This window comes from Streptomyces sp. NPDC093568 (assembly GCF_044764945.1).
Lineage (GTDB): Bacteria > Actinomycetota > Actinomycetes > Streptomycetales > Streptomycetaceae > Streptomyces.
The window spans coordinates 589,325-614,477 of sequence record NZ_JBIWJD010000001.1; the positions used below are offsets into that span (position 1 = coordinate 589,325).

General features: G+C 70.0%; 23 protein-coding genes. 12 read left to right on the forward strand and 11 right to left on the reverse strand.

Features of this window, described 5'->3' with window-relative positions:
* Positions 1–32: 32 nt before the first annotated feature.
* The 4 genes from gap to ACIRD7_RS02450 form a co-directional block, all read right to left on the reverse strand.
* Complete coding sequence (gene gap / locus ACIRD7_RS02435; protein WP_403448667.1) at positions 33–1,031, reverse strand: type I glyceraldehyde-3-phosphate dehydrogenase; 999 nt, start codon at positions 1,029–1,031, stop codon at positions 33–35.
* A 106-nt stretch (positions 1,032–1,137) separates the two neighbouring features.
* Positions 1,138–2,094, reverse strand: coding sequence for a GlxA family transcriptional regulator (locus tag ACIRD7_RS02440; RefSeq protein ID WP_403448670.1), 957 nt, complete (start codon positions 2,092–2,094; stop codon positions 1,138–1,140).
* Positions 2,095–2,146: 52 nt separating this feature from the next.
* Complete coding sequence (locus tag ACIRD7_RS02445; protein ID WP_403448673.1) at positions 2,147–2,653, reverse strand: GNAT family N-acetyltransferase; 507 nt, start codon at positions 2,651–2,653, stop codon at positions 2,147–2,149.
* On the reverse strand, positions 2,650–3,345 hold the full coding sequence (locus ACIRD7_RS02450; RefSeq protein ID WP_403448675.1) for a hypothetical protein: 696 nt from the start codon (positions 3,343–3,345) through the stop codon (positions 2,650–2,652). Before ACIRD7_RS02450 ends, ACIRD7_RS02445 begins: the two co-directional genes overlap by 4 nt.
* Before the next feature lie 158 nt (positions 3,346–3,503).
* On the opposite strand from ACIRD7_RS02450, the gene gcl reads away from it, so the two are divergent.
* Positions 3,504–5,288, forward strand: coding sequence for a glyoxylate carboligase (gene gcl, locus ACIRD7_RS02455; RefSeq protein ID WP_403448678.1), 1,785 nt, complete (start codon positions 3,504–3,506; stop codon positions 5,286–5,288).
* 186 nt (positions 5,289–5,474) lie between these two features.
* Here gcl and ACIRD7_RS02460 read toward each other — a convergent pair whose 3' ends face one another.
* The gene (locus ACIRD7_RS02460; protein WP_403448681.1) at positions 5,475–5,714 is read right to left on the reverse strand and encodes a hypothetical protein; all 240 of its coding nucleotides are present in this window, start codon (positions 5,712–5,714) and stop codon (positions 5,475–5,477) included.
* Between the two features lie 255 nt (positions 5,715–5,969).
* On the opposite strand from ACIRD7_RS02460, the gene ACIRD7_RS02465 reads away from it, so the two are divergent.
* The 4 genes from ACIRD7_RS02465 to ACIRD7_RS02480 are packed head-to-tail and all read left to right on the forward strand — an operon-like array spanning position 5,970 to position 13,196.
* Positions 5,970–6,365, forward strand: coding sequence for a CU044_2847 family protein (locus tag ACIRD7_RS02465; RefSeq protein ID WP_403448684.1), 396 nt, complete (start codon positions 5,970–5,972; stop codon positions 6,363–6,365).
* 12 nt (positions 6,366–6,377) lie between these two features.
* Positions 6,378–10,145 carry an SUMF1/EgtB/PvdO family nonheme iron enzyme gene (locus tag ACIRD7_RS02470; protein WP_403448687.1) on the forward strand — a complete coding sequence of 1,256 codons (3,768 nt, stop codon included), beginning with the start codon at positions 6,378–6,380 and terminating at the stop codon, positions 10,143–10,145.
* A 46-nt stretch (positions 10,146–10,191) separates the two neighbouring features.
* On the forward strand, positions 10,192–11,049 hold the full coding sequence (locus ACIRD7_RS02475) for an AAA family ATPase (protein WP_403448689.1): 858 nt from the start codon (positions 10,192–10,194) through the stop codon (positions 11,047–11,049).
* Positions 11,050–11,063: 14 nt separating this feature from the next.
* Positions 11,064–13,196, forward strand: a complete 2,133-nt coding sequence (locus ACIRD7_RS02480) for a hypothetical protein (RefSeq protein WP_403448692.1) — start codon at positions 11,064–11,066, stop codon at positions 13,194–13,196.
* On the opposite strand, the gene ACIRD7_RS02485 is transcribed toward ACIRD7_RS02480, so the two are convergent.
* From ACIRD7_RS02485 to ACIRD7_RS02500, 4 genes are all read right to left on the reverse strand, one after another.
* A complete protein-coding gene (locus ACIRD7_RS02485) occupies positions 13,184–14,161 on the reverse strand; it encodes a DUF2891 family protein (protein WP_403448694.1) in 978 nt (325 codons plus the stop codon). The two genes, ACIRD7_RS02480 and ACIRD7_RS02485, sit on opposite strands and share 13 nt — an antisense overlap.
* Positions 14,162–14,718: 557 nt before the next feature.
* Positions 14,719–16,176, reverse strand: a complete 1,458-nt coding sequence (locus ACIRD7_RS02490; protein WP_403448697.1) for a catalase — start codon at positions 16,174–16,176, stop codon at positions 14,719–14,721.
* Positions 16,177–16,347: 171 nt separating this feature from the next.
* A complete protein-coding gene (locus ACIRD7_RS02495) occupies positions 16,348–17,262 on the reverse strand; it encodes a 2-hydroxy-3-oxopropionate reductase (RefSeq protein ID WP_403448699.1) in 915 nt (304 codons plus the stop codon).
* A gap of 32 nt (positions 17,263–17,294) precedes the next feature.
* Positions 17,295–18,134: a TIM barrel protein gene (locus ACIRD7_RS02500; protein ID WP_403448702.1), complete on the reverse strand. Its 840-nt coding sequence runs from the start codon at positions 18,132–18,134 to the stop codon at positions 17,295–17,297.
* A 181-nt stretch (positions 18,135–18,315) separates the two neighbouring features.
* Between ACIRD7_RS02500 and ACIRD7_RS02505 the strand changes: the two genes are divergently transcribed.
* From ACIRD7_RS02505 to ACIRD7_RS02535, 7 genes are all read left to right on the forward strand, one after another.
* Positions 18,316–18,567, forward strand: a complete 252-nt coding sequence (locus ACIRD7_RS02505; protein ID WP_403448704.1) for a hypothetical protein — start codon at positions 18,316–18,318, stop codon at positions 18,565–18,567.
* Positions 18,564–18,932, forward strand: coding sequence for a helix-turn-helix domain-containing protein (locus ACIRD7_RS02510; protein WP_403448707.1), 369 nt, complete (start codon positions 18,564–18,566; stop codon positions 18,930–18,932). Before ACIRD7_RS02505 ends, ACIRD7_RS02510 begins: the two co-directional genes overlap by 4 nt.
* 154 nt (positions 18,933–19,086) lie before the next feature.
* The gene (uraD, locus tag ACIRD7_RS02515) at positions 19,087–19,596 is read left to right on the forward strand and encodes a 2-oxo-4-hydroxy-4-carboxy-5-ureidoimidazoline decarboxylase (RefSeq protein ID WP_403448710.1); all 510 of its coding nucleotides are present in this window, start codon (positions 19,087–19,089) and stop codon (positions 19,594–19,596) included.
* 7 nt (positions 19,597–19,603) lie between these two features.
* Positions 19,604–19,996: a hydroxyisourate hydrolase gene (gene uraH / locus ACIRD7_RS02520; RefSeq protein ID WP_403448712.1), complete on the forward strand. Its 393-nt coding sequence runs from the start codon at positions 19,604–19,606 to the stop codon at positions 19,994–19,996.
* A gap of 8 nt (positions 19,997–20,004) precedes the next feature.
* The gene (pucL, locus tag ACIRD7_RS02525) at positions 20,005–20,952 is read left to right on the forward strand and encodes a factor-independent urate hydroxylase (protein ID WP_403448715.1); all 948 of its coding nucleotides are present in this window, start codon (positions 20,005–20,007) and stop codon (positions 20,950–20,952) included.
* A 108-nt stretch (positions 20,953–21,060) separates the two neighbouring features.
* Complete coding sequence (locus tag ACIRD7_RS02530) at positions 21,061–22,437, forward strand: 8-oxoguanine deaminase (protein WP_403448718.1); 1,377 nt, start codon at positions 21,061–21,063, stop codon at positions 22,435–22,437.
* 288 nt (positions 22,438–22,725) lie between these two features.
* Positions 22,726–24,069, forward strand: a complete 1,344-nt coding sequence (locus ACIRD7_RS02535; protein WP_403451617.1) for a nucleobase:cation symporter-2 family protein — start codon at positions 22,726–22,728, stop codon at positions 24,067–24,069.
* A 99-nt stretch (positions 24,070–24,168) separates the two neighbouring features.
* Here ACIRD7_RS02535 and ACIRD7_RS02540 read toward each other — a convergent pair whose 3' ends face one another.
* Together ACIRD7_RS02540 and ACIRD7_RS02545 are read right to left on the reverse strand one after the other, a co-directional pair.
* Complete coding sequence (locus ACIRD7_RS02540; protein ID WP_403448721.1) at positions 24,169–24,618, reverse strand: spore-associated protein; 450 nt, start codon at positions 24,616–24,618, stop codon at positions 24,169–24,171.
* 97 nt (positions 24,619–24,715) lie between these two features.
* Positions 24,716–25,138 carry an acyl-CoA thioesterase gene (locus tag ACIRD7_RS02545; RefSeq protein WP_403448724.1) on the reverse strand — a complete coding sequence of 141 codons (423 nt, stop codon included), beginning with the start codon at positions 25,136–25,138 and terminating at the stop codon, positions 24,716–24,718.
* Positions 25,139–25,153: the final 15 nt, after the last annotated feature.

Genomic DNA, 25,153 nt, shown 5'->3' on the forward strand with positions numbered 1-25,153 from the left:
CCCGACCGGCCGGCCGGAGCGCTCGGAGGAGGTCAGCCGGCGGCGAGGAGCTCGAGCGTGTCGATCACACGGTTCGAGAAGCCCCACTCGTTGTCGTACCAGGCGACCACCTTGACGTGGCGGCCGTCGACGCGGGTGAGGGCCGAGTCGAAGATCGACGAGGCGGGGTTGCCCACGATGTCGGAGGAGACGAGCGGGTCCTCCGAGTACTCCAGAACGCCGGCGAGCGGCCCCTGAGCCGCCGCGCGGTACGCCGCCAGCACGTCGTCGCGCGTCACGTCGCGGGCGACGGTCGTGTTGAGCTCGACGATCGAGCCCACCGGCACCGGCACGCGGATGGAGTCGCCCGACAGCTTGCCGTCCAGGTTCGGCAGCACGAGGCCGATCGCCTTGGCGGCGCCGGTCGTGGTCGGCACGATGTTGACGCCGGCGGCGCGGGCGCGGCGGGCGTCGCGGTGCGGACCGTCCTGGAGGTTCTGCTCCTGCGTGTAGGCGTGCACCGTCGTCATGAACCCGTGCTCGATACCGGCGAGTTCGTCGAGCACCTTGGCCAGCGGCGCCAGCGCGTTGGTGGTGCAGGAGGCGTTCGAGACGATCGTGTGCAGGTCGTGGTCGTAGGCGTCGGTGTTGACGCCGTACGCGAGCGTGACGTCGGCGCCGTCCGACGGCGCGCTGACGAGCACCTTCTTCGCGCCCGCGTCGAGGTGGCCCCGGGCGGCCTTGGCCGAGGTGAAGCGGCCGGTGGCCTCCAGGACGATGTCGACGCCGAGTTCGGCCCACGGCAGGTGAGCCGGCTCGCGCTCGGCCAATACCTTGATCCGGCGGCCGTCGACCACGAGGGCGTCCCCGTCGACGGTCACCGGGCGCCCGAGCCGGCCGGCCGTGCTGTCGTAGGCGAGCAGCCGGGCGAGCGTGGCGGGCTCCGTCAGGTCGTTGACGGCGACGATCTCGAGGGCGCTGTCGCGTTCCAGCAGTGCGCGCAGCACATTGCGTCCGATGCGGCCGAATCCGTTGATGGCGATGCGAGTCATGAGTGAGGTCCCTTCCCTTCGCCACCAGCCTCGCTCGCGGCCCGCGTCGCTGACAGTGGCGGGAACGCCATGGTTCAAAAGGATCCCGCCACCGCCGGCCTCGGGGCTACTCGCCCCGGGTGAAGGTGCGCCGGTACTCGCTCGGTGTGGTGCCGAGGATGCGCTGGAAGTGCAGGCGCAGGTTCGCGCCGGTGCCGAGCCCGACGTCGGCGGCGATCTGCTCGACGCTGCGCTGCGACCGCTCGAGAAGCTCGCGGGCCCGGTCGATGCGGGCGCGCATCACCCACTGCATCGGCGTGTAACCGGTCTCCTCGACGAAGCGCCGGGAGAACGTGCGCGGCGAGACCTCGGCCTGCCGGGCCAGGGTGTCGAGGGTGAGGGGCTCGCCGAGCCGGTGCAGCGCCCACTCGCGGGTGGCGCCGAACCGCTCGCCGAGCGGCTCGGGCACGCTGCGCGGCACGTACTGGGCCTGGCCGCCGCTGCGGTAGGGGGCGGCGACCAGACGCCGGGCCGCGTGGTTGGAGGCGGCCACGCCGAGGTCGCCGCGCAGGATGTGCAGGCACAGGTCGATGCCGGAGGCGGCGCCGGCCGACGTGAGCACGCTGCCCTCGTCGACGAACAGCACGTTCTCGTCGACCTGGACGAGCGGATGCCTGGCCACCAGGGCCCGCGTGTAGTGCCAGTGGGTGGTCGCGCGCCTGCCGTCGAGCAGGCCCGTCGCGGCGAGCGCGAAGGCGCCCGTCGAGATGGCGGCGAGCCTCGCGCCCCGGTCGTGGGCGGCGATCAGCGCGTCGACGACGGCCTGCGGCGGGTCGTCGCGGTCCGGCGCCCGGTACCCGGGGACGAAGACGATGTCGGCCCACGCGAGCGCGTCGAGGCCGTGGCCGACGTGGTACGCGAGGCCGTCGCCGCCGGTCACGAGACCGGGCGTCGCCCCGCACACCCGCACCTCGTACGGCATGCTCGCCCGGGTCGTGAAGACCTGCGCGGGAATGCCGACATCGAGCGGCTTCGCACCCTCGAGCACGAGGACGGCGACGCGATGCAGGCGAGAGGATGGCACAGGACGAGGTTACGTCGGGGTATGAGGCACGGAGACGGCTGGCGATCACGGCCTAGTCGCGGCGCATGCAGACCCTGGGGCACCTGTCGAGGCCGAGTTCCCGCTCGTGGGCGCGGATCTCGCGCAGGCCCGGGGTGAGTTCGGCCTCCCGCAGGACACGGAAGCCGAGGCGCTCGTAGTACGGCGCGTTCCACGGGACCTCGGTGAAGGTGGTCAGGGTGAGGCCGGTCAGGCCCTCGGCGCGGGCGCGGTCGGCGGCGTGGGCCAGGAGGCCGCGGCCGATGCGGCGGTGGGCGAAGTCCGGGTGGACTGAGACCTGCTCGACGTGGAGCGCGCCGTCGACGGGCTCGCAGACGGCGTAGCCGACCGGGTGGTCGCCGTCGTCCACCGCGACCCAGGTGCGGCCCGCCCGGCGGTACTCCTCCAGAACCTCCACCGCGGGCGGTTCGTGCTCGGCGACCCAGGCCATGCCGATGTCCCGGAAGGGCTCGCCCGCGGCACGTTCGATGTCCCGGAGGGCCGGAAGGTCGCCGGCGCCGGCCGCTCGGACGCGCGTCACGAGGCGCCCGCCGCGTCCAGTTCGTCGGCGAGGCTGTTGACCGGCTGGGGCGTGCCCGTGAGGTCGAGGACGAACAGCGGGACGCCCAAGGAGTCGGCGCGGGCGCGGGCGTCGGGGGAGTAGCCGGCGAGCGTGAAGTAGACGCAGGGGACGGACTCCGCCATGGCCGTCAGCCACAGGCACTCCACGTCCCGCAGGGAGGCCGGCTCCACGGTCGGGTCGACCTGGGCGAGCAGGCCGTCGGCGGTGACGGCGACGCCGGAGGTGGGGCGCCGGCCGGAGCGGTGGACGTCCCGGTAGCCGAGCCAGCGCAGATAGACGGCCGCCGCCGTGACCGCGTCGCGGGCGGTGCGGATCATGACGGGCTGGAAGGGGCGGCGCGGCGCCGGCGTCCGCGGCGGCTGCGCCTCGTCGCGCGTCGCCGTCCGCGCCACCGGCACGAGCAGGACCGTCCCGCAGGGGCAGCCCAGCTCCGGGCGGGGCCACTGGCTCTCGTGGTCGCACGCGCCGCAGCGCACGCCGACCCATTCGTCGTCCCACGCGCGATGGGTGACGGGCGTGGCGGTCCCGGCGGGGTCGAGGGGCGGCGCGACGGGTGCCCCGCACGCGCAGGGATAGGCGGGGGCCGTATAGACGTGCTCGCGTCGGCAGGCCGGGCAGCGCACGGACACGCTCTCGGACATGGCCCCCATCGTCCTCCAAGAGGCCCCGGCCTGTCCCTCTCTTGACGGCATTCGCGCGCCCTCCTACATTACTTCCAGATAGTAGAAACAAGTTTCCACAATACGGAAGAAGCTCACCGCGGGGCGCGACGGGAGTGGGAATCCGACGGCCGAAGCAGGAGTACTCCATGGCTCGTATGACCGCTGCCCGAGCGGCAGTCGAGATCCTCAAGCGCGAGGGCGTCAGCAACGCGTTCGGCGTGCCGGGCGCGGCGATCAACCCCTTCTACGCGGCGCTCAAGGCCTCCGGCGGCATCAACCACACCCTCGCCCGCCATGTGGAGGGTGCCTCGCACATGGCGGAGGGCTACACCCGCACGCACCCGGGCAACATCGGCGTCTGCATCGGCACGTCCGGCCCGGCCGGCACCGACATGATCACCGGCCTGTACTCCGCGATCGGCGACTCCATCCCGATCCTGTGCATCACCGGCCAGGCGCCGACCGCCGTGATCCACAAAGAGGACTTCCAGGCCGTCGACATCGCCTCGATCGCGGGGCCGGTCACCAAGATGGCGGTCACGGTCCTGGAGGCCGCGCAGGTCCCCGGCGTCTTCCAGCAGGCCTTCCACCTGATGCGCTCCGGCCGCCCCGGCCCGGTCCTCATCGACCTGCCGATCGACGTCCAGCTCACCGAGATCGAGTTCGACCCGGAGACGTACGAGCCGCTCCCGGTCTACAAGCCGGCCGCGACCCGCGCCCAGGTCGAGAAGGCGATCGGGATGCTGAACGCGTCCGAGCGCCCGCTGATCGTCGCGGGCGGCGGTGTCATCAACGCCGACGCCGCCGACCTCCTCGTCGAGTTCGCCGAGCTGACCGGCACCCCGGTCGTCCCGACCCTGATGGGCTGGGGCCTGCTCCCCGACGACCACGAGCTGAACGCCGGCATGGTGGGCCTGCAGACCTCGCACCGCTACGGCAACGCGACCTTCCTGGAGTCCGACTTCGTCCTCGGCATCGGCAACCGCTGGGCCAACCGCCACACCGGCAAGCTCGACGTCTACACGGCCGGCCGCAAGTTCGTCCACGTCGACGTCGAGCCCACCCAGATCGGCAAGATCTTCGCCCCGGACTACGGCATCGCCTCCGACGCGAAGGCCGCCCTGGAGCTCTTCGTCGAGGTGGCGCGGGAGTTGAAGGCGGCCGGCAAGCTGCCCGACCGCTCCGCCTGGGCCGCCTCCGCGCAGGAGAAGAAGGCGACCCTCCAGCGCCGTACGCACTTCGACGACATCCCGATCAAGCCGCAGCGCGTCTACGAGGAGATGAACAAGGCCTTCGGCCCTCAGACCCGTTACGTCTCCACCATCGGCCTCTCGCAGATCGCCGGCGCCCAGATGCTGCACGTCTTCAAGCCGCGGCACTGGATCAACTGCGGCCAGGCGGGCCCGCTCGGCTGGACCATCCCGGCCGCGCTGGGCGTCGCCAAGGCCGACCCGGAGGCCCAGGTCGTCGCCCTGTCCGGCGACTACGACTTCCAGTTCATGATCGAGGAGCTGGCGGTCGGGGCGCAGCACAAGATCCCGTACGTCCATGTCCTGGTCAACAACTCCTACCTGGGTCTGATCCGCCAGGCGCAGCGGGCGTTCGAGATCGACTTCCAGGTCAACCTGGAGTTCGAGAACATCAACTCGCCCGAGCTGGGCGTCTACGGCGTCGACCACGTCAAGGTCGCCGAGGGCCTCGGCTGCAAGGCGATCCGGGTGACCGACCCGAGCGAGCTGGGCGCGGCCCTCGAGCAGGCCAAGAAGCTCGCTGCCGAGTTCCAGGTCCCGGTCGTGGTCGAGGCGATCCTGGAGCGCGTCACCAACATCTCCATGTCGACGACCAACGACATCAGCAACGTCGTCGAGTTCGAGGAGCTCGCGACGGAGCCGGGGCACGCGCCGACGTCCATCAAGACGCTGAAGGTCTGACGCGTCCGCTCACAGAAGGGGCGGTCCAGCCGAATGGCTGGGCCGCCCCTTTTCCGTGCTCCCCCGCTGAGGCCCGCCGCCCCCGTGCCGGCGGGCCTCCTGTTGAGGACAATGTGCCCGCGTGCGGCGGTGGTTGAAGCCTCTTGAACAAGATTCAGAGCTTGATTTGAGGTTTGCGTGGGCCCGCTACGCCTCCTCGTGGTGCTCCGACAGCCCCGGCCAGTCGTCGGGGCCGCCGCCCTGCCACTCGATGAAGTCGCTCTCCGCGATGTCCGTGACATAGAGGTCGGCGAGCCGCAGGATCTCGCTCACGTCGTCCACGTGCGTGGCGATGCCCAGCGTCTCGTCGCCCTCGGTGACCCGCCGGGAGCCGTCCAGCGCCGGCGGGTGCACCACGACATGCGGATGCTCCGTTGGATGTGCCATGCCTTCAGCGTCCTGCGGAAGCCGCTCCCGCGCACGCCGAAGAGCGCCGGGTACGGGACCGTCGGCCGGTCACGGGGCACGGGCTGGGTTCGTCTCATGACCTCCAGGAGGCGGATGCACTATGGGGGTTCAGTCCTCGCGCAGGGACTGGCACTCTTACTGCCTCGAACGCGTGATCGCCTGAGAGTGACGAACCGGATGCTCACTGTCGCCGAACCCTGCCCGCGCGGCACCTGCGTGTGGCAGGGTTCTTTCATGGCAGGTGTGTTGGTGCCGACCCATGTGGGCGGTGTCGAGGTATTGGTGGAGACCGTGCCGGTGCCGGGCTCGGAGCGGACATCGGGCCGCCTGGAAGAGGCGGGGCAGCGGGTCGTCGAGGCGTTCGATCGGGCGCAGGACACGATCACCGCATTCGCCTCCCAACTGGCGGGGACCTTGGCAGCCATGGGAGAACGGACGGTGCGGCCCGACCACGTGGAAGTGCAGTTCGGACTGTCCTTCACCGCACAGGGCGGCATCGTGGTGGCGGGCGTCGGCTCCCAGGCGTCGTTGCAGGTGACGCTCGCCTACGACCGACCCGCGACCCCACCGCCCGCCGATCCCTTACGGCCGGAACCGGAGGCTTCCGCACGACTGGAGCCGTCGGAATAGGGTGCGCCTGGGATGTCGGGGGAGGCGCGTGTACCGGCCTACTTGGGCCGGGTACTGACAGATGACGGAGAACCCGCAGGAACCTGCTTTCAGGTGACGCCGGGTGTGCTGGCCACCGCTTGGCACGTGCTGGCCGACGTCGGCGCAGCGCAGGTGGGCGACACGGTCGCGGTGGACGGGCTGTCCGAGGGCGACCGGTTTCCCGCTCCGGCCGAGGTGCTCCGGATCGACCCGGCGCACGATCTCGCCGTGCTGCGCCGGGAGCCGCCACTTCCTGCCTCGATCGGGCGGCTGCTGTTCAGCGACAAGCAACAGGTGGGTACGCCGGTCGTCGTGACCGGGCACGCCGTGGTGCCGGATCCGGCCCGGCCCGGTGGCAGCCAGCGTTACGTGGAGGCGCCCGGCACCTGGGCCGGGCGCGCCCTGCGCGACGACAGCCTCGCCCTCGGCCGGGTCTCCTCGAGGGACCTGCTACGCGGGATGAGCGGCGCGCCTGTTCGCAGGCAGCTTGATGACGCTGTGGTCGGTGTGGTCTGCGAGCGGTACAACAGCGTCGACGGCTGGCTGCGCGACTCCGTGTGGGTGGCGCGCACGGAGGACCTTGTACCGCTGCTGTCCACGCTCGGTGGACTTCCCGCGCACAGCGGTCTGCCGCCGGCGGTGCGGCTCAAGCCCGCACCCGCGACTCCCGTTGCCCGAACCCGGCCAACGGAGTTCCGGACCGCGGCGGGCGGTGGGTCGCCGTTGACGGCGGCCGAGCTGTGCGCCGCGTCGGACCGGCCTCTCGCCCTCGTCACCGACTTTCCCCGGGACGCCCAAATCGCCCTGGCGACGCTGACCGTCGGCAGCCGCAGCCCGCGCTGGATCGATGGTCAGAGCCTGCTCGACCCCGAGCCTCCGGCCCACGACGACTCGGGCACCGCCGACCCCGCCGATCTTGCCAACTTCCAATCCGGGCTGCTCCTGGTCGACTTCTCCGCCGCGCTACCCGACGGACTCGAACGCGTCGACGCCGTTCGTACCTCCGCCCTGCTTCGGGAGCTGCTGCGCTGGGCCGCGCTGCGCGGACACCGCGTCGCCATGGGGCTGCCCCGCTACGTCAGGCCCGTCCTGGATCTCGGCGGCTGCGAAGTTCACCGGTCCGAGCGGCTGTTCTCGCCCGGCTACGCCTACCGCGTACGGGAGTGCGAGCAGTTGCTGCGCCGCCCGCTGCCCTTCCAGGACGTCCTGCGGCCGCTGCTGCACGCCAACAGCGCCGCGCTGCCCCAGGTCCTCGTTGGTCTTCTGGCCGGTCAGGGCGTCGCGCGCAAGGGGACGTCGACCGCGCCGGATCTCATCGCGCTGGCCCGCGGTCTCACCGAGGCGGGCTTCTATGAGATTGCCTACCGGCTCGAGGCGTACTGCCGTACCGCACCCGGTCAGGACTTTTTCGTGCCGCTCGCCGCCGACATCTGGCCCCACTCGGACATCGCCGAAGAGGACACCGTCGTCGGCTTCGCCCCGTCGACGACGGATCTCCCCGCCCTCCTTCCGCGCGGTGTCCTGACCGGACCGGCCGGCTCGGGCAAGTCCACGGCCCTCACCGACATCGAACACCGCTGGTCCATCCCGCATCTCGACCAGGACGCGACCCACACCGTCCCCTACGTGCCCCTCCTAGTCTCCTTGGATGCCTCACCGGAGCACGACGGGCAGGAGGACGAGGACGGAGCACGTGTGGAAGAGGGACCGGAGGCGCCCGTCTCCCGGCTCCCCGACGCCCTCCCCCTGCACCTTCGGATCGACCGGTACCTCGCGCGGGGGGATTTCAGCTGGTTCGAGCATGGTGACGTCCGCGGCAAGCTTGCCTGTCACGGTCTCCTGAGCCGGCTCAGCTCCGTCGACAGGCTGCGCGACCTCTTCGGCTCACCCGTCCTGCTGCTTTTCGACGACGCCGACCGGCTCCCCACCGCCCTGCACGACCGTCTGGCCCAGGAGGTGACCACGCTCGGACGGGAGGCCGCGGACGCCGGGATCCTGCTGGCCGCACGCGGTGAGCGGCTCGCGCAGACGCTGAAGTGGGCACAGGCGCGGTTGCGTGACCTGGACGAACGCCAGGTCGAGTCTTTCGTGAGGCGACGTCGAGGCCACGCCTCGCTGCCCGAACTGCTCACGGCGTTCGACCGTCCGGTCTCCGGCCACATCCGCAACCCCCATCTGTTGGAACTGCTCTGTGAGGCGACGCCCGTCGGCGACGAGCTGTGGAACGCCAACCTCAGGACGATCGTGGAAGGGCACCTGGAGCGCCGCGCCCGCCGCGCCGCCCGCAACGGACGTTCGCCGCGGGCGACCACCGACGACGGCGCTCGTTGGGCGGTCGGCGAGCAGTCCGCCGAACTCGCCCTCTGGCTGCCCGAGACCGCGTGCGAGCTGCTGGTGTCGCGCCGACGGCGGCGCAAGGTCCGCACGCAGCGTGAGTATCAACTGGCCGCCGACGCGCGCCTGCTCGGTCTCCTGTGCCCGCCCTCGAGGGGTGATGTCATCGAGTTCACCTCCGCCACCCTTCGGGACTACTTCGCGGCCGTCCACCTAGCCGCACGGAGCCGTAGGTCCAGACACCTGGAGTCCTTGCTCGGCGGCCACCTCCGCGGGCTCGACGAGGACGACTGGGCGGCGGGGGAGTGGCGCGGTGTCTGTCTGTTCCTCGCCGCGCTCCTGCCCGAACGGGCGGCGCGGAGGGTGGTCGGCGTGCTTATCGAGCACGGGCAACCGCGCCTGGCCCACGAATGCGCGCTGGAGCTGCTGAGCGCCCCCGGCATCGGCGCGTTCACCGCCAGGGCGCTCGGCGAACGGGTCAAGGCGTCGGCCCGAGACCCGAAGAGCCTCGCCGCCCGTATCGAGGACACCAGGGCCCTGGGGCGCCACGATCCCCGGATCAAGGTCGACCGTCCCCTGGACGGCATGGTCGAGATCCCCGCCACCGAGAGAATGGATGGCTTCCGCATCGGCCGACACCCGGTGACGGTGATGGAGTTCGCCGCGTTCGTCGACGCCGGCGGGTACCGCGAGCCGGACTGGTGGAGCGAGAACGGCCAGGAGTGGCGTGACCGGGAGCGCGTCCGCTTCCCCCGATACTGGCGCAATCCCGTGGTGAGCCGCCCCAACCACCCTGTCACGGGGGTCAACTTCTTCGAGGCGTCCGCTTACTGCGCCTGGCTGACCCATCAGCACCCCAGGCACGTGTTCCGCCTGCCCTCCGCCCTGGAGTGGGACCGGGCGGCGCACGGGGACGACAGGGTGCTGGAGTTGATGACGACGATGGCACGCCTGGCACGGCGCCCCGGCGACCCGCTCACCGCCGAACTCGTTGAGATCATCGAGCGGACGAAGGAACTCGCCGCGGACGTGCGCGGCCAGTTGGCGGCCTACGACGAGATTCCGGCGCCCGTCGGCATGCTTACGCCAAGCCGGTTCGGCGTCCACGATCTCCTGGGCGTGCTGTGGCAGTGGTGCGGCACTTCGATCGATCTGTTGTCGGCGACCGAGCTGGAGTTCCGCGACCTGCCGGCGGCGCCGGTGACCGACCCCGCCGCCGAACGCGGACACATGCTCCGGGCGCGCCGTCATGCCCGGGCCGGCGCGATGCCCGATGTGCATCGGGGCACACGCGTCGTCGTCAAGGGCGGTGGACCCACGGGCACGCTCAGCCCCACCTCCCTGCTGACCGGCGGTTGGTTCGATCCCCACGTGCGGTTCCATCACCTGGGGTTCCGTGTGACCTGTCGGCCGGCCGACGACTGACCACCCAACGCCGGCCGGGTCCGGCGCCGAGCGAAGGAACGACGAGATGCCCCGAGAAGTGTTCATCGACGGGAGCAGGGTGCTTCTGGCCGAACCCTTCGACGTACCCCACCGACCCTTCGTCGGACGCGACGAGGAGCTGGCGATGTGCCGTATCGCCTGGGGCGTCAGCCTCGCCGGCGAGCAACTCCTGGAGGACGCACGGCCGCCCCTCAACTTCCGGCTGGAAGGCGCCCCAGGCATGGGCAAGAACGAACTCGTCTACGAGATCGCCCGTGGCCTGGACCTGCCCTTGTACATCATCCAGGGCCACGAGGAGCTCACCCCCGAGGACCTGGCGGTGCTGCTCACCCCGGACCCCGAGGGCCAGCTGGATACCGGAGTACCGCTCGTCCTGCGGGCCAGCCCTCTGGCCACCGCCCTGTACGAGGGCGCGCTGTTCTTCTTTGACGAGATCAACCGGGTCCCGGACCGCGCGCTCAGCCCTCTGGCGTCGGTACTCGACGGCAGGCAGTCCATCTACTCCGCCATGACGGGTCTGCACATCGGCCCGCCCAACGACGAGGCCAAGGCCCGCTTCCGCTTCTGCTGCGCACTCAACCCCTCGCTGAGCAACGCCGGGCACGTCCTGCCCGAGTACATCGAACAGCGCACCCTCCCGGTGATCGAGGTCAAGCCCCCGACCTTCGACGAACTGCTGACCATTCTGGCTGCCCGCTTGAACCTGTCCCCGGAGTTCATCGTCGCCTTCGAGCAGTGGTACGCGGAGGAGCGCTACGAGGTGTCGGTCCGCCAGGCGCTGGCCTTGATGACCTACGCGGTCAATTACGACGAACAGGTGGGCGGCGACAAGATCGGCATCCTGCGCAAGCTGTCCGCCCGCGTTCTGGGCCGCGGACGCTGACCCGGGCGGCCCCGATGTCGAAGCCCTTTCTGTGCCAGGGCCCGGTGCACTTCGTGCCAGTGGTCCGCCATCACCTCGGTTTCGCCGTGCAGGTCCAACGGGCCGCCCATGAGATGGGTCTGGGTGGGAACGACGCGGTCGCCGTGGCGCTGCCGGACTCCGCGCGGCCACGTGTACTGGAGGCCGTCGCCGAGCTGCCCACGGTCTCGCTGGTCATCTCGTCCGTCAGTGACACCGACCGCCGTGAGGTCTTTCCGGTCACCCCGGCCGACGGCATGGTGGAGGCCATCCGCATCGCGCTGGAACGTGAGCTGCCGCTGTGGTGCGTCGACCAGGAAGTCGCCCCCGGCCACCTGGTGGACCGCTTCTGCCTCAACGACGAGGAGTGGCCGGACGACGGCTACGCCCTCCATCATGGGGCCGAGGCGTATCTGGAGCTCGTCGCCGACCAGCTCCTGCGACCCCCGGCCCGCTTCGAGCCCGTCGACAGCTGGCGTGAACTGCACATGGCCGCCCGCTTGCAGGAACTCGCGGGACGACACGAGCGCATCCTGTTCGTCTGCGACGCTACTCACGTACAGCCCCTCCGACGATTGCTGCGCCGGCCCGTGCCACCGGTCGAGGTGGGGCAGAGCGCGCCCCCGAGCCCCCGCTACACCGTGGTCCCACCGAGTCTGCCCGTACTGATGCGCTACCTCGACCACATCCCGCGCCTTGTGGAGGCCTACGAACGCCTGCGGTCCCAGGGGCAGGCCCACACCTTCGACAAGCTCGACGCCCTGCTCGGCATCTACGACGAACTCAGCACCGGCGCGCGGGATCTGCGCTTGTCCATCCGGCACTACCAGGCGTTCGTCGGGGTACTCACTCGGCTGATGGAGATCGACCGGCTGCTGTCACCCCGCTTCGACGTGGTTCTGCTCGCCGCCGCCGGCTGCTTCCCCGCGGTCTTCCACGAACGTGCCTTTCGCCACCTGCTCGGCTACTACGACCAGGTCCGGGTTCACCGCATCGGCCGGGTCCGGGGCACCAACGAAGCCGTCTTCGACGTGGAGTCCGTGGCGCCACGCCGCAACCCGGGGTTCTACGTAGCGCGCAACTGCACGCACATGGAGCAGTTCTACGTGCTCGTGCCGTGGCCGACGGACGGACGCCGTAACGGGCGGGACGGACCCGAGGAAGCAGTGGACATGCCGCCGGGGATCACGGTGGACTTGGACACTCCGCCTCCCCCGCCGAGGGGCGTGCGGTCGAGCATGTTCGAGAACACAGAGGCGTGGCCCGTGATGAGCCTCTTCATCAACGAGATGCGCGCCAAGGCACACACGTTGGCCCGGCTGCCCGCAGAAAGCGATGTGAAGAGCCTCGAGTTCACGGGGTCGTTGGCCGACGGCATCGACGTGCGGCGCACGCTGCGCAGTCATCTGGGGCCTCGGCCACGCCTTTACGTCCGTCACGAACGCGTCGGCCGGCCGCGCCCAGTCGACGCGAACGAGCCGATCGTCTGGATCCACGAGGGCTACGACAACGTCCATCCACACGACCCGGGCAAGAAATTGGACCTGCTGTGGTGCGGTTCCCAGAAGCGGCCGCTCACGGTCGAGTGGCACCTCTTCGAGCCTGGTGGGGCACGCGCGTCGGAGGTGGGTCGGCGCGGTTCACCCCTGGCGATCGACTGGTTCCGTTTGTACGGTCGGGTTCAGTTCCTCGACTACCGCCTCACCGAGGCGGATGTGCAGCGGCGGCTGGGAGACGACCTTCCCCAGCGTGTTCCGCACCTCGATGCTTTCGGCGACGCGGAGTTGCTCCGCGAGGAGCTGGCTGACCTCTACCAGCTGCATCTGACCTTCGACCGCTGGTGGGAGGTGATGCTCGTTGCGGCACTGCACTACGCCAAGCGGTCGGCTGTGCTCGTGGCACCGCCCACGATGCTCGTGCCGGAGGCGATCCCCCGCCAGTTCGCCGGCCGTCACAAGCGGATCGTACGGGTGTCACCGGCCCGTTTCACCACTGAGGAGCGTCGTAGGCTCGGACTCCTCTACATGATCACGCACCAGCACAGGTCGCGCGGCGACATACTCGACCCCGAGTATCTTGACTTCCTCGTGGACGAGTTCGGTGACGCGATGAAGAGCTACTGGACCTGAGGCCGTGTGCCGTCCGGCGGCGTGAACCAAATCGGGTCGGTCATGGCGAGGGCGAACGTGCCGAACTGCGGAACCCAGTGGGCGAAGGCGTCGTAGTTGTCCCGCCACAGGGCGGGCTGCGCGAAGTGCGTGGTGAGCAGCCGGACGTAGTCGGCGCGGTGGGCGACTCGCGAGGTCATCAGCCAGGCGGCCCAACACCCCCAGGAGCGCGAGAAGTTGAGCCCTCCTTCGTGCGGCGTGCGGATTCCGGCGCCGAGCAGTGGAAGAGTGCGCTCGACGGGGCGTGCGTACGGTTCCGCGTCCCCGTCGCGCAGCCCGCATTGCAGCGCCAGCATTGCCGTCAGGTGCGCCGGGGAGAAGAAGCCCGGCGTACGTCCCTCTCCCCGTGGCCGTGCCTTGAGGATGCGCCGCGCGGAATCCCGGGCTGTGGTGAGCCGCGGACCTCGCCCATATCGGGACGCCCAGGCCAACAGCGCCGAGGTGGCCCAGATCGCACTGGGATACGCCGTGGAGCGGATGGCGGGGGCGCCGGGGGCGATATCGCGCAGATGGCCGGCGACCAAGGAGGCGGCCACATCCGCCAGATCGTTGAACTCCGAGACGCCGGCCCGACGGGCCTCCAGGTCCAGGTGGAGAACCCAGGCTGCGCCGTACGGTACCTCGTGCGCGAGGTGGCCGGCCCGAAGGACGGCGGTCTCGGCGTCGATGTTGCGCGTCCCGCCCGTGGCGTTGAGGGCGAGGTCCCGGTGGTCGGTATCCCCCGTGAGACGGGAGACGGCGAACAGCGCGTAGGTGCCGTGCACGGCGCTGTGCCAGTCGATGCAGCCGTGGAACGCCCGGTGCTCGGTGTCCCTGCGCAGCAGCGCCGCCGTGACTACGGCCGCGAAGGCCGACAGCATCGACGCACGATCGGCGTCCAGGCTCGACCAGCCGTCCCCGGTGAGTGCTTCGCTGTCGTGGGGCACGGCCGGGCCTCCCTCCCGAGCGGGCACGCGCGGCGGGCCGAACAGGAGACCAGCAGCAGAGGTAGGCAACTGCGCTCTGCCGTCCTGTGGTTGACGCCCGCCGCTAGCTCACGATACAAGCGTCGCGGCAGGCCTGCCATGCGCGTGATGGAGTGCGGCGGGCGCGCGTACGCAGCGACCCCTGCCCGCGGGACACCGAAGAGCGCCGGGTACGGGACCGTCCGTACCCGGCGCTCTTCAGCCGGTGAGGCTTCTTCCGTTATGGCCGTCCGACGGCGCGAGGCTGGGCGCGACAGGACGTTCGCGCCGCCGGACGGGGTCAAGGGTCAGGACCGCGGCGGCGGCGACGGAACCGGGTTCTCCTTCCCTCTGGTCGAAGAAGGAGGCCGGGACCTTCACCACCGCACTGGCTCGCACACCGCCGCGGTCCTCGCGTTGCCCGCGCCCGTACCGGGCGACCACCCCTCATCCGGGTCGGCCGGCGACGGGGCGCGGGCGGTGCGTCCGACTCATGACCTCCCGTCAGGAGGCGGACGCAGTATGGGGGTTATGGGGGCTCAGTCCTCGCGCAGGGCGCGGACCGCCTCCTCCACGCGGTTGCCGTACTCCGGGTCGGCGGTGTGGAAGTGGGCCAGGTTCTTCTCGATCACGTCGTCGCGGGAGACCTGGGACAGGCCGCCGGCGATGTTGGCGATCAGCCGGGACCTCTCCTCGGCCGACATGAGCCGGTACAGCTCGCCGGCCTGGAAGAAGTCGTCGTCCTTGGTGTGCTGCGGGGCCTCGTGGGTGCCGGTCCAGCCGGTCACCGCGAGCGGCGCCGACAGCGGGCGTCCGGTCTGAGCCGGGCCGTCGTAGGAGTTGGGCTCGTAGTTCTTCGCCCCGCGTCCCTGGGAGTTGACCGCCATGAAGCCGTCGCGGCCGTAGTTCTGCGCCGTGGTGGCCTTGGGGGCGTTCACGGCCAGCAGGGTGTGGTTGACGCCCAGGCGGTAGCGGTGCGCGTCCGCGTAGGCGAACAGCCGGCCCTGGAGCATCTTGTCCGGGGAGGGGCCGATGCCGGGCACGAAGTTGTTCGGGGAGAACGCGGCCTGCTCGACCTCGGCGAACACGTTGTCCGGGTTGCGGTCCAGGACCAGCCGGCCCACTCGCTGCAGCGGGTAGTCCTTGTGCGGCCAGACCTTGGTCAGGTCGAACGGGTTGAAGCGGTAGTCGGCCGCCTCGGCCGCCGGCATGAGCTGCACGTACAGGGTCCACGAGGGGTGTACGCCCCGCTCGATGGCCTGGAGCAGGTCCGTCTGGTGCGAGTTGGGGTCCTTGCCCGCGAGCTCGGCCGCCTGCTCGGACGACAGGGAGCGCACGCCCTGGTTGGTCTTGAAGTGGTACTTGACGAAGAAGGCCTCGCCGTCGGCGTTCGTCCACTGGTAGGTGTGCGAGCCGTAGCCGTTCATGTGGCGGTACGACGCCGGGATGCCGCGGTCGCCCATCAGCCAGGTCACCTGGTGCGTGGCCTCGGGGGCGTGCGCCCAGAAGTCCCAGACGTTGTCGGGCTCCTGGCGGCCGGTGAACGGGTCGCGCTTCTGCGAGTGGATGAAGTCGGGGAACTTGATCGGGTCCTTGATGAAGAACACCGGGGTGTTGTTGCCGACGAGGTCGTAATTGCCCTCAGTCGTATAGAACTTGACCGCGAAGCCGCGCGGGTCGCGGACCGCGTCCGCGCCGCCGAGGCTGTCGGCCACGGTCGAGAAGCGCAGGAACACCTCGGTCCGCTTGCCCACCTCGCTCAGGAAGTCGGCATGGGTGAAGCCGGTGACGTCGTCGGTCACCTCGAAGTGGCCGTACGCGCCGGAGCCGCGGGCGTGCACCACACGCTCCGGAATGCGCTCACGGTTGAAGCGGGCCAGCTTCTCCAGCAGGTGCTGGTCCTGGATCAGCAGCGGGCCGCCGACACCGGCGGAGGCTGAGTTCTGGTTGTCGGCGACCGGGGCGCCGGACTCGGTCGTGAGCACGCGCTTCGACATCGGGGACCTTCCGTACGAGAGTCAGCGGAGGCTTCGGAAAAGGACTTCCGCTTCGTGGAGCCTAGGTTTGGGGCGATCGAGGCGTCAACAGTTTGTTGAAGTGGATTCCGGGCGGCGCCGCCGCTTGGGCGCGACAGGACAGGTGTCAGCGGCGGCGCCGCCCGGAAGTCTCTAGAGCTGCGCCCCGGAGAGGCGCTCGACGGCGCGCAGCAGCGCGGAGTGGTCCAGGCCGCCGTCGCCCTGCGTCCGCAGGGACGCGACGAGTTGCGCGACCACGGCGCCGACCGGCAGCGCGGCACCGACGTTGCGGGCGGCGTCGGTGACGATGCCCATGTCCTTGTGGTGCAGGTCGATGCGGAAGCCCGGCTTGAAGTCGCGGTTCAGGAAGTTGTCCTTCTTGCGCGTCAGCACGGTCGAGCCGGCCAGGCCGCCGTTGAGGACGTCGAGCGCCGCCCGGAGGTCCACGCCGGACTTCTCCAGGAAGACCACGGCCTCGGCGCACGCCTGGATGTTCACGGCGACGATCAGCTGGTTGGCCGCCTTCACGGTCTGACCCGAGCCGTGCGGACCGCACAGCACGATGGTCTTGCCGAGGGCGTCGAAGATCGGCTTGGCCTGGTCGAAGTCGGCCTGCTCGCCGCCGACCATGATCGACAGCACGGCCTCGACGGCGCCGGCCTCGCCGCCGGACACCGGGGCGTCCAGCACGCGGATGCCCTTGTCCTTGGCGGCCTTCGCCAGGTCGACCGAGGTCTGCGGGGTGATCGAGGACATGTCGATCAGCAGCGCGCCGGGCTTCGCGTTCTCCAGGATGCCGTCGGGGCCGTAGGAGATGGCCTCGACCTGCGGGGAGGCCGGGACCATGGTGATGACGACGTCGGCGTCCTTGACGGCCTCGGCGATCGAGGCGGCGGCGGTGCCGCCGGCCGCGGTGAGCCGGTCCAGCTTGTCCTGCTCCAGGGTGAAGCCGGTGACCTGGTAGCCCGCCTTGATCAGGTTCTCGGACATGGGGGAGCCCATGATGCCGAGGCCGATCCAGGCGATCGCCGGGCGGGTCGGGTGGGAAGAAGCTGCAGGGGTGCTCATGATGGGGTGCCTCTCAAAATACGGGGGTGTGTTCAGCGGGCGGCGCGCGCCTCGTGGGGCAGCCAGCCGAAGGCCTCCGCGCTGGGGCGGTCGCCCGGCTTGTACTCCAGGCCGACCCAGCCCTCGTAACCGGCCTTCTTCAGCCGGCCGAGCAGCTCCTCCAGCGGGAGCGTGCCCGTGCCCGGCGCGCCGCGGCCCGGGTTGTCGGCGATCTGCACGTGACCGGTCCGGTCGGCGTACCGGTCGATCACCTGCGGCAGGTCCTCGCCGTTCATGGACAGGTGGTAGAGGTCCATGAGGAACTTCGCGTTGCCCAGTCCCGTCGCCTCGTTGACCCGGTCCACGACCCCGACCGCGGCCGGCGCGCTGACCAGCGGGTACAGCGGCGACTCCGGCTGGTTCAGCGCCTCGACGAGGAGAATCGCGCCGATCCGGTCGGCCGCGCGGGCCGCGAGGACCAGGTTCTCCAGTGCCAGCGCGTCCTGCTCGGCCGGATCCACGCCCTCGATGCGATTGCCGTACAGGGCGTTGAGCGCCTTGCAGCCCAGCGAGGCCGCGAAGCCGGCCGCCACGTCGATGTTGGCGCGGAACCGCTCCGACTCCTCACCCGGGACCGACAGGGCGCCCCGGTCGGGGCCGGGCAGCCGGCCGGCGTAGAAGTTCAGCCCGGTGAGCTGGACGCCCGCGTCCTCGATCGCCTGCTTCAGGGCGTCGAGCTCGGACTGCTCGGGTGTGGCGGTGTCGACCCAGGGCCACCACAGCTCGACCGCGGTGAAGCCGGCCGCGGCGGCGGCCGCGGGGCGCTCCAGGAGCGGGAGTTCCGTGAAGAGGATCGACAGGTTGACGTTGAAGCGCTGCTCTGCGAATCCCATGTCGCCGGCGCTCCCTTCCGTTTGTCGAGATTCCGTATAGCGGAAGTTAGTTTCTGCGTACTGGAAGATTGCCGTCGTTCGTCGTGGCTTGTCAAGAGGGCTCGTCGCCTGGGCGCCGGGATGGCCGGGCCTGGTCGTGCGGGGGCTGCCCGAACATTCGCGCGCGCGTTAGGTTGAGCGCGTGCGATTGAGAGTGGAGTTCACGACCGAGCCCTTCGACCTCGACGAGGCACCCGCGCACGCGCTGGTCGCCCGTGAGGTCGTCGAGGCTGCCGAGCTCGACGCGGTGGACGTCGGGCCGTTCGGAAACACGGCGGAGGGCGGCGCCGACGCCGTGCTCACCGCCGTGGACGACCTGCTGCGCAAGAGCCTGGAGGCCGGCGCCACCCGGATCTCGCTCCAGCTCAACGTGGTCGGGGAGGGCGAGGAGTGACCGGCACCGGGGACGAGCCCTTCATCGCGGCCGTCAAGCCCCTGGTCGACGCCATGGGGGGCGAGATCCTCCCGCCGGACGAGGCCGGACCCGAGGATGTCGTGCTCTCCTGGGAGGGCGCCGACGTCGTCGCCGTGCGCCTGCCTCAGCTGGCCGAGTCGCTGGACCACATCCTGGCCGCCATGGAGCGCAGGAAGGGCATGCCGCTGGCGGACCTGGACCGCAAGGACAAACAGGAGGTCGTGCGGATACTGGAGGCGCGCGGCGCCTTCTCCGTGCGACATGGGGTGGAAACCGTGGCGAGCGCCCTCGGGGTCAGCCGCTTCACGGTGTACAACTACCTCAACCGTGAGAAGGGTGCCTGAGGCGGCCGGATTCGGGTCGAGGGGTGCCTGTGGCGCCCCGCCCGGTTTCGATACCGCGAATTTTCAACAAAGTGTTGACGTCTCGTCGTCGTAGGGCGTTAGCTATCGGCACGCCCGTTCAGTACGAAGGCCCTTCGCGGCCACGGAGGCTCCCGTGACGTCGAATTCCACGCCCCCGGGCCTGGCCCGGTTCAACGCCCTGGAGGAGCACGCGGCCCACGCCGCCCTCCACGAGGCGTGCGCCTCCTCCACCTGGGTCAGGCAATTGCTCGCCGGCCGCCCCTACGCCGCCGCCGAAGACCTCTACGCCGCCAGTGACGCCGCCATGGCCGGGCTGACCGCCGAGGACCTCGCCGAGGCGATGTCCGGACACCCGCCGATCGGCCGCCCCAAGCCGGGCGACCCGACCTCGGCCCGCGAGCAGCGCGGCATGGCCGGCGCCTCCGAGGAGCTCAGGACGGAGATGCTCGAACTCAACCTGGCCTACCAGGACCGGTTCGGCCATGTCTTCCTGATCTGCGCCACCGGCCGGACCGGCGAGCAGATGCGCGACGCGGTCAAGGAGCGGATCGGCAACTCGCCGGAGCAGGAGCGGGAGATCGTCCGCACCGAGCTGGGCAAGATCAACCGTATTCGGCTCGCCCGCATCGTCGAAGAGGACTGACAGCAGCATGAGCACCAGCACCACCGCCTCCGTGTCCACGCACATCCTGGACACCTCCGTCGGCCGCCCCGCCGAGGGCGTCGCCGTCCAGCTCTCGGCCCGCGGCGGCCGGGGCGCGGACTGGCAGGCGCTCGGCGGCTCCGCGACCGACGCGGACGGGCGGTGCAAGGACCTCCCGGCGCTGCCGGAGGGCACCACACACGTACGGCTCGACTTCGCCGTAGAGCCGTATTTCGAGAAGAAGCAAGCCGATGCGCAGCAGGACGCCCCCGCGAATCGGGACAGCGGTGCCGTGTTCTTCCCCGAGGTGGCGATCACCTTCGCCGTGAACCCCGGGGAGCATTACCACGTGCCGCTGCTGCTCAACCCGTTCGGCTACTCCGTTTACCGAGGGAGCTAGCAGACACCATGACCGACTTTTCCCGCCCTGCCCGCCCTGTGGTCCTGGGACAGAACCAGTACGGCAAGGCCGAGAACCGAGTCGTAAAGATCACGCGGGACGGCGCCACCCACCACATCAAGGACCTGAACGTCTCCGTCGCCCTCTCCGGCGACATGGACGAGGTCCACTACTCCGGCTCCAACGCCAACGTCCTTCCGACCGACACCACCAAGAACACGGTGTACGCGTTCGCCAAGGAACACGGCATCGAGTCCGCCGAGCAGTTCGGCATCCACCTGGCCCGGCACTTCGTGACCAGCCAGGAACCGATCAAGATCGCCCGGATCCGCATCGAGGAGTACGCCTGGGAGCGGATCGCGGCCTCCGACGCCAACTCGCAGTTCATCGGCGCCGACGAGGTCAAGCACTCCTTCGTCCGCAAGGGCCAGGAGACGCGGGTCACGCAGATCACCTACGACGGCGAGAAGTGGGAGGTCGTCTCCGGCCTCAAGGACCTCGTCGTGATGAACTCGACCAACTCCGAGTTCTGGGGCTACGTCAAGGACAAGTACACGACGCTCCAGGAGGCGCACGACCGCATCCTGGCCACCCAGGTCTCCGGCCGCTGGCGGTTCAACTGGACCGACGACGAGCAGCGGATGCCCAACTGGGAGAAGTCGTACGAGCAGACCAGGAAGCACATGCTCCACGCCTTCGCCGAGACCTACTCGCTGTCGCTGCAGCAGACCCTGTACCAGATGGGCGCGCGCATCATCAACAACCGCAGCGAGATCGACGAGGTCCGCTTCTCCCTCCCGAACAAGCACCACTTCCTGGTGGACCTGGAGCCGTTCGGGCTGAAGAACGACAACGAGGTGTACTTCGCCGCCGACCGCCCCTACGGCCTGATCGAGGCCACGATCCTGCGGGACGGCTGCGAGGCGAAGATCCCGGTGGACCTCACCAACCTGTAGTAACTCCACATATCGGCACCCGCGGCCGGTGAGGCCCCGATCCGGCCGCGGTACTCAAATCTTCCGGGTCCTGCCGTGCCCTCTCCACAACAGCGCAAAGGACGAATCATGGCAGCAGCCCAGCGCATCGTCATCGAGAACTGTTCGATCGCGACGGTGGACGCGAACGACACCGAGTACGCCACGGGCCACATCGTCGTCGCGGACAACCGCATCGAGTCGCTCGGCGCGGGCAACGCCCCCGAGGGCCTGGAGAACGTCGTCCGCCGCATCGACGCCACCGGGCATCTCGTGACCCCCGGCCTGATCAACACCCACCACCACTTCTACCAGTGGATCACCCGGGGCCTGGCCACCGACCACAACCTCTTCAACTGGCTCGTGGCGCTCTACCCGACCTGGGCGCGCATCGACGAGGACATGGTCCGCTCCGCCGCGCAGGGCTCGCTCGCGATGATGGCCCGCGGTGGCGTCACCACCGCCATGGACCACCACTATGTCTACCCGCAGGGCTCGGGCGACCTGTCCGGCGCGATCATCGGCGCCGCCCGCGACATGGGTGTCCGCTTCACCCTCGCCCGCGGTTCGATGGACCGCAGCGAGAAGGACGGCGGTCTGCCGCCGGACTTCGCCGTCGAGACCCTGGACGGTGCTCTCGCCGCCACCGAGGAGACCGTCAAGCAGCACCACGACGCCTCCTTCGACGCGATGACGCAGGTCGCCGTCGCCCCGTGCTCGCCGTTCTCCATCTCCACCGAACTGCTCAAGCAGGGCGCCGAGCTGGCCCGCCGCCTCGGTGTGCGCATGCACACCCACGGTTCGGAGACCGTGGAGGAGGAGAAGTTCTGCCACGAGCTGTTCGGCATGGGCCCGACCGACTACTTCGAGTCCACCGGCTGGCTCGGCGAGGACGTGTGGATGGCGCACTGCGTCCACATGAACGACTCCGACATCGCCGCCTTCGCCCGCACCAGGACCGGCGTCGCCCACTGCCCGTCCTCCAACGCCCGCCTCGCCGCTGGCATCGCCCGCGTCCCCGACATGCTGGCGGCCGGCGTCCCGGTCGGCCTCGGCGTGGACGGCACCGCGTCCAACGAGTCCGGCGAACTGCACACCGAACTGCGCAACGCGCTGCTCATCAACCGCCTGGGCGCGCACCGCGAGGCCGCCCTGAACGCCCGCCAGGCGCTGCGCCTCGGCACGTTCGGCGGCGCCCAGGTCCTCGGCCGCGCCGCCGAGATCGGCTCGCTGGAGCCGGGCAAGCTGGCCGACCTGGTGCTGTGGAAGCTGGACACGCTCGCCCACGCCTCCATCGCCGACCCGGTGACCGCGCTGGTCTTTGGCGCGGCGGCCCCGGTCACGGCGTCCTTCGTGAACGGCCGGCAGATCGTCGAGGACGGACGGCTGCTCACGGCCGACGAGGACGCGATCGCCCGCTCCACGCGGGACGAGGCCCAGCGGCTGGCGCGCATCGCCGGTAGGTAACACGCCCTTGCTGTACGGCACTTGATCTCCGGCCGGGAGGGACGGCTCCCGGTCGGCAGCCGTGGACCCGAGCGGGGTCCATGGCGGCCGTCTCCGGGGCGCGTGTTGGACGCACGCGCCCCGGAACGGTCTCCGTTTCCCCCAGAACGGGCCCGTCCCCGGTCCCGCACGACCGCGCACCACCTCCTTGAACCCGCGTCAGAGTCGACGCGTTTAACCGACCGGAGGAGAGCCGCATTGTCCGCCAGTTCCGTTCACCCCGTGGACGAGAAACTCCCCGCCCTGAAGATGGCGACCACCGGCCTCCAGCATGTGGCCGCCATGTACGCGGGAGTCGTCGCCCCACCCCTGATAGTCGGCGCGGCCATAGGCCTGAGCGCCGCCGAACTGACCTTCCTCACCGGCGCCTGCCTGTTCACCGCGGGCATCGCGACCTTCCTCCAGACGCTCGGCATCTGGAAGATCGGCGCCCGGCTGCCCTTCGTCAACGGCGTCACCTTCGCCGGTGTCGCCCCCATGACGGCGATCGTCGCCTCCACCGAGGACAAGTCCGACGCCCTGCCCGTCATCTTCGGCGCGGTCATCGTCGCCGGCCTCCTCGGCTTCCTCGCCGCCCCCTTCTTCAGCAAGGCGGTCCGCTTCTTCCCGCCCGTCGTCACCGGTACGGTCATCACGCTCATCGGCATCTCGCTGCTGCCGGTCGCCTTCGGCTGGGCGCAGGGCCCCAACTCGGCCGCGGACGACTACGGTTCGGCGACCAACCTGGGCCTTGCGGCCCTGACCCTGCTGATCGTGCTGCTCCTGCGCCGCTTCACGCGAGGGTTCGTCAAACAGATCGCCGTCCTGCTCGGCCTGGTGATCGGCACGCTCGTCGCGATCCCGTTCGGCGTCACGGACTTCGCTCCGGTGGCGGAGGCGGACGTGATCGGCTTCCCGACCCCGTTCCACTTCGGCGCCCCGCAGTTCCAGCTCGCCGCGATCATCTCGCTGTGCGTGGTGATGGTGGTGTCGATGACCGAGTCGACCGCCGACATGCTGGCGCTCGGTGAGATCGTCGAGCGCCCGGCCGACGAGAAGACCATCGCGGCGGGCCTGCGCGCCGACACCCTCGGCTCCGCGCTCAGCCCGTTCTTCAACGGCTTCATGTGCAGCGCCTTCGCCCAGAACATCGGCCTGGTCGCGATGACGAAGATCCGCAGCCGGTACGTCGTCGCCGTGGGCGGTGGCTTCCTGGTGCTGATGGGCCTGTGCCCGATGGCCGCGTCGCTCATCGCGGTCGTACCGCGCCCGGTGCTCGGCGGCGCGGGCGTGGTCCTGTTCGGGTCGGTGGCCGCGAGCGGCATCCAGACCCTGGTGCGGGCCGGCCTGGAGAAGGACAACAACATCCTGATCGTCGCCGTCTCGCTGGCCGTCGGCATCATCCCGATCACGGCGCCGGAGTTCTACCACGCCTTCCCGGAGACGGTCCGGATCGTCCTGGACTCCGGGATCTCGACCGGGTGTGTGGCGGCGGTGGCGCTGAACCTGGTCTTCAACCACCTGGGGCGCGGCCGGGACGCACAGGACGTCACCCACCCCATGGAGGCGGGTGAGGAGATCACCGGGGCGACCCGGGCCCCCGCCACGCCCTGAGGTGGGTGAACAGTTCACGGCCGGGGCTCCCGCATCCGCATTCCGCCCGCCATGCTCCCCGGCGGAAGGCGGACCGGGTGCCCCGGCACACCGGTGGGGTCAGCGGGTGAACGTGACCCGGTTCTCCTTCAGGGCGCCGCAGTTGGAGCCCGTCACCTGCACGTACACGTTCTTGATGTTGCCGCCCCAGTCCACGCAGTGGCCCTTGCCGTAGACGTCGGTCGGACCGGCGTAGGACGTGAACTGCCCGGCGTCCTCGTGGTATTCCTCGGTGTCGGGGACGTAGATCCACGCGGACATGGACACCGCGGTGCCCGGGTTGTTGCGGATGGTCGCGACGCAGTTCTTGCCGGTGGAGGCGTTGTACGTGAGGTAGACGGTGCCCAGCGAGCCGACGGGCGCCGAGTTCACGGTCTTGTAGGCGCTTCCGCAGACCTTCTGCGGAGTGGTGTTGGGCGCTGCGGAGGCGGGCGCCGTCAGGGCGGCCGTGGTCCCCACCGTCAGCGCCGCCAACGCGGCCGCGGACAGGACAGAGCGTGCGTATCGCATATTTCCCCCTGGTCTCCATAGGAGTTGGTTGCTCCTGCATGATGTGACCCACGAGGTATGCGTATGGTTGTGCCCCTACTGGAGCGCCAGTTGGTGTCTAGAGCCCGAACAGGCTCGGGTCCGACGCCAGTTCCTTGAAGATCTCGTCGGGGTGCTCCACCAGCTTGCGCTTCTCGAGGTCGAGCAGGCCGCCGACCGCGGTGAGTTCGGCGGCCACCGTGCCGTCCGCCTTGCGCACGAACTGCTGGATACGGAAGGTCTTGCCTCCGGACCACTCGAAGGCGCACGTCACGTCGATCTCGTCGCCGGCGACGAGTTCGCGTTTGTAGCGGATGGTCGTCTCCAGCGCGACCGGGCCCACACCCTTGCCTATGAGGCCGGTCTGGCTGATGCCCGCGGTCCGGAGCAGCGTCCAGCGGGCGTGCTCGGCGTAGTTGATGTACACGCTCTGGTTGACGTGCCCCTGCGTGTCCGTCTCATAGCCGCGGACGGTGACCCGGACGGAAAACGGCTCGCTCACTGCTTCCCCTTCTGA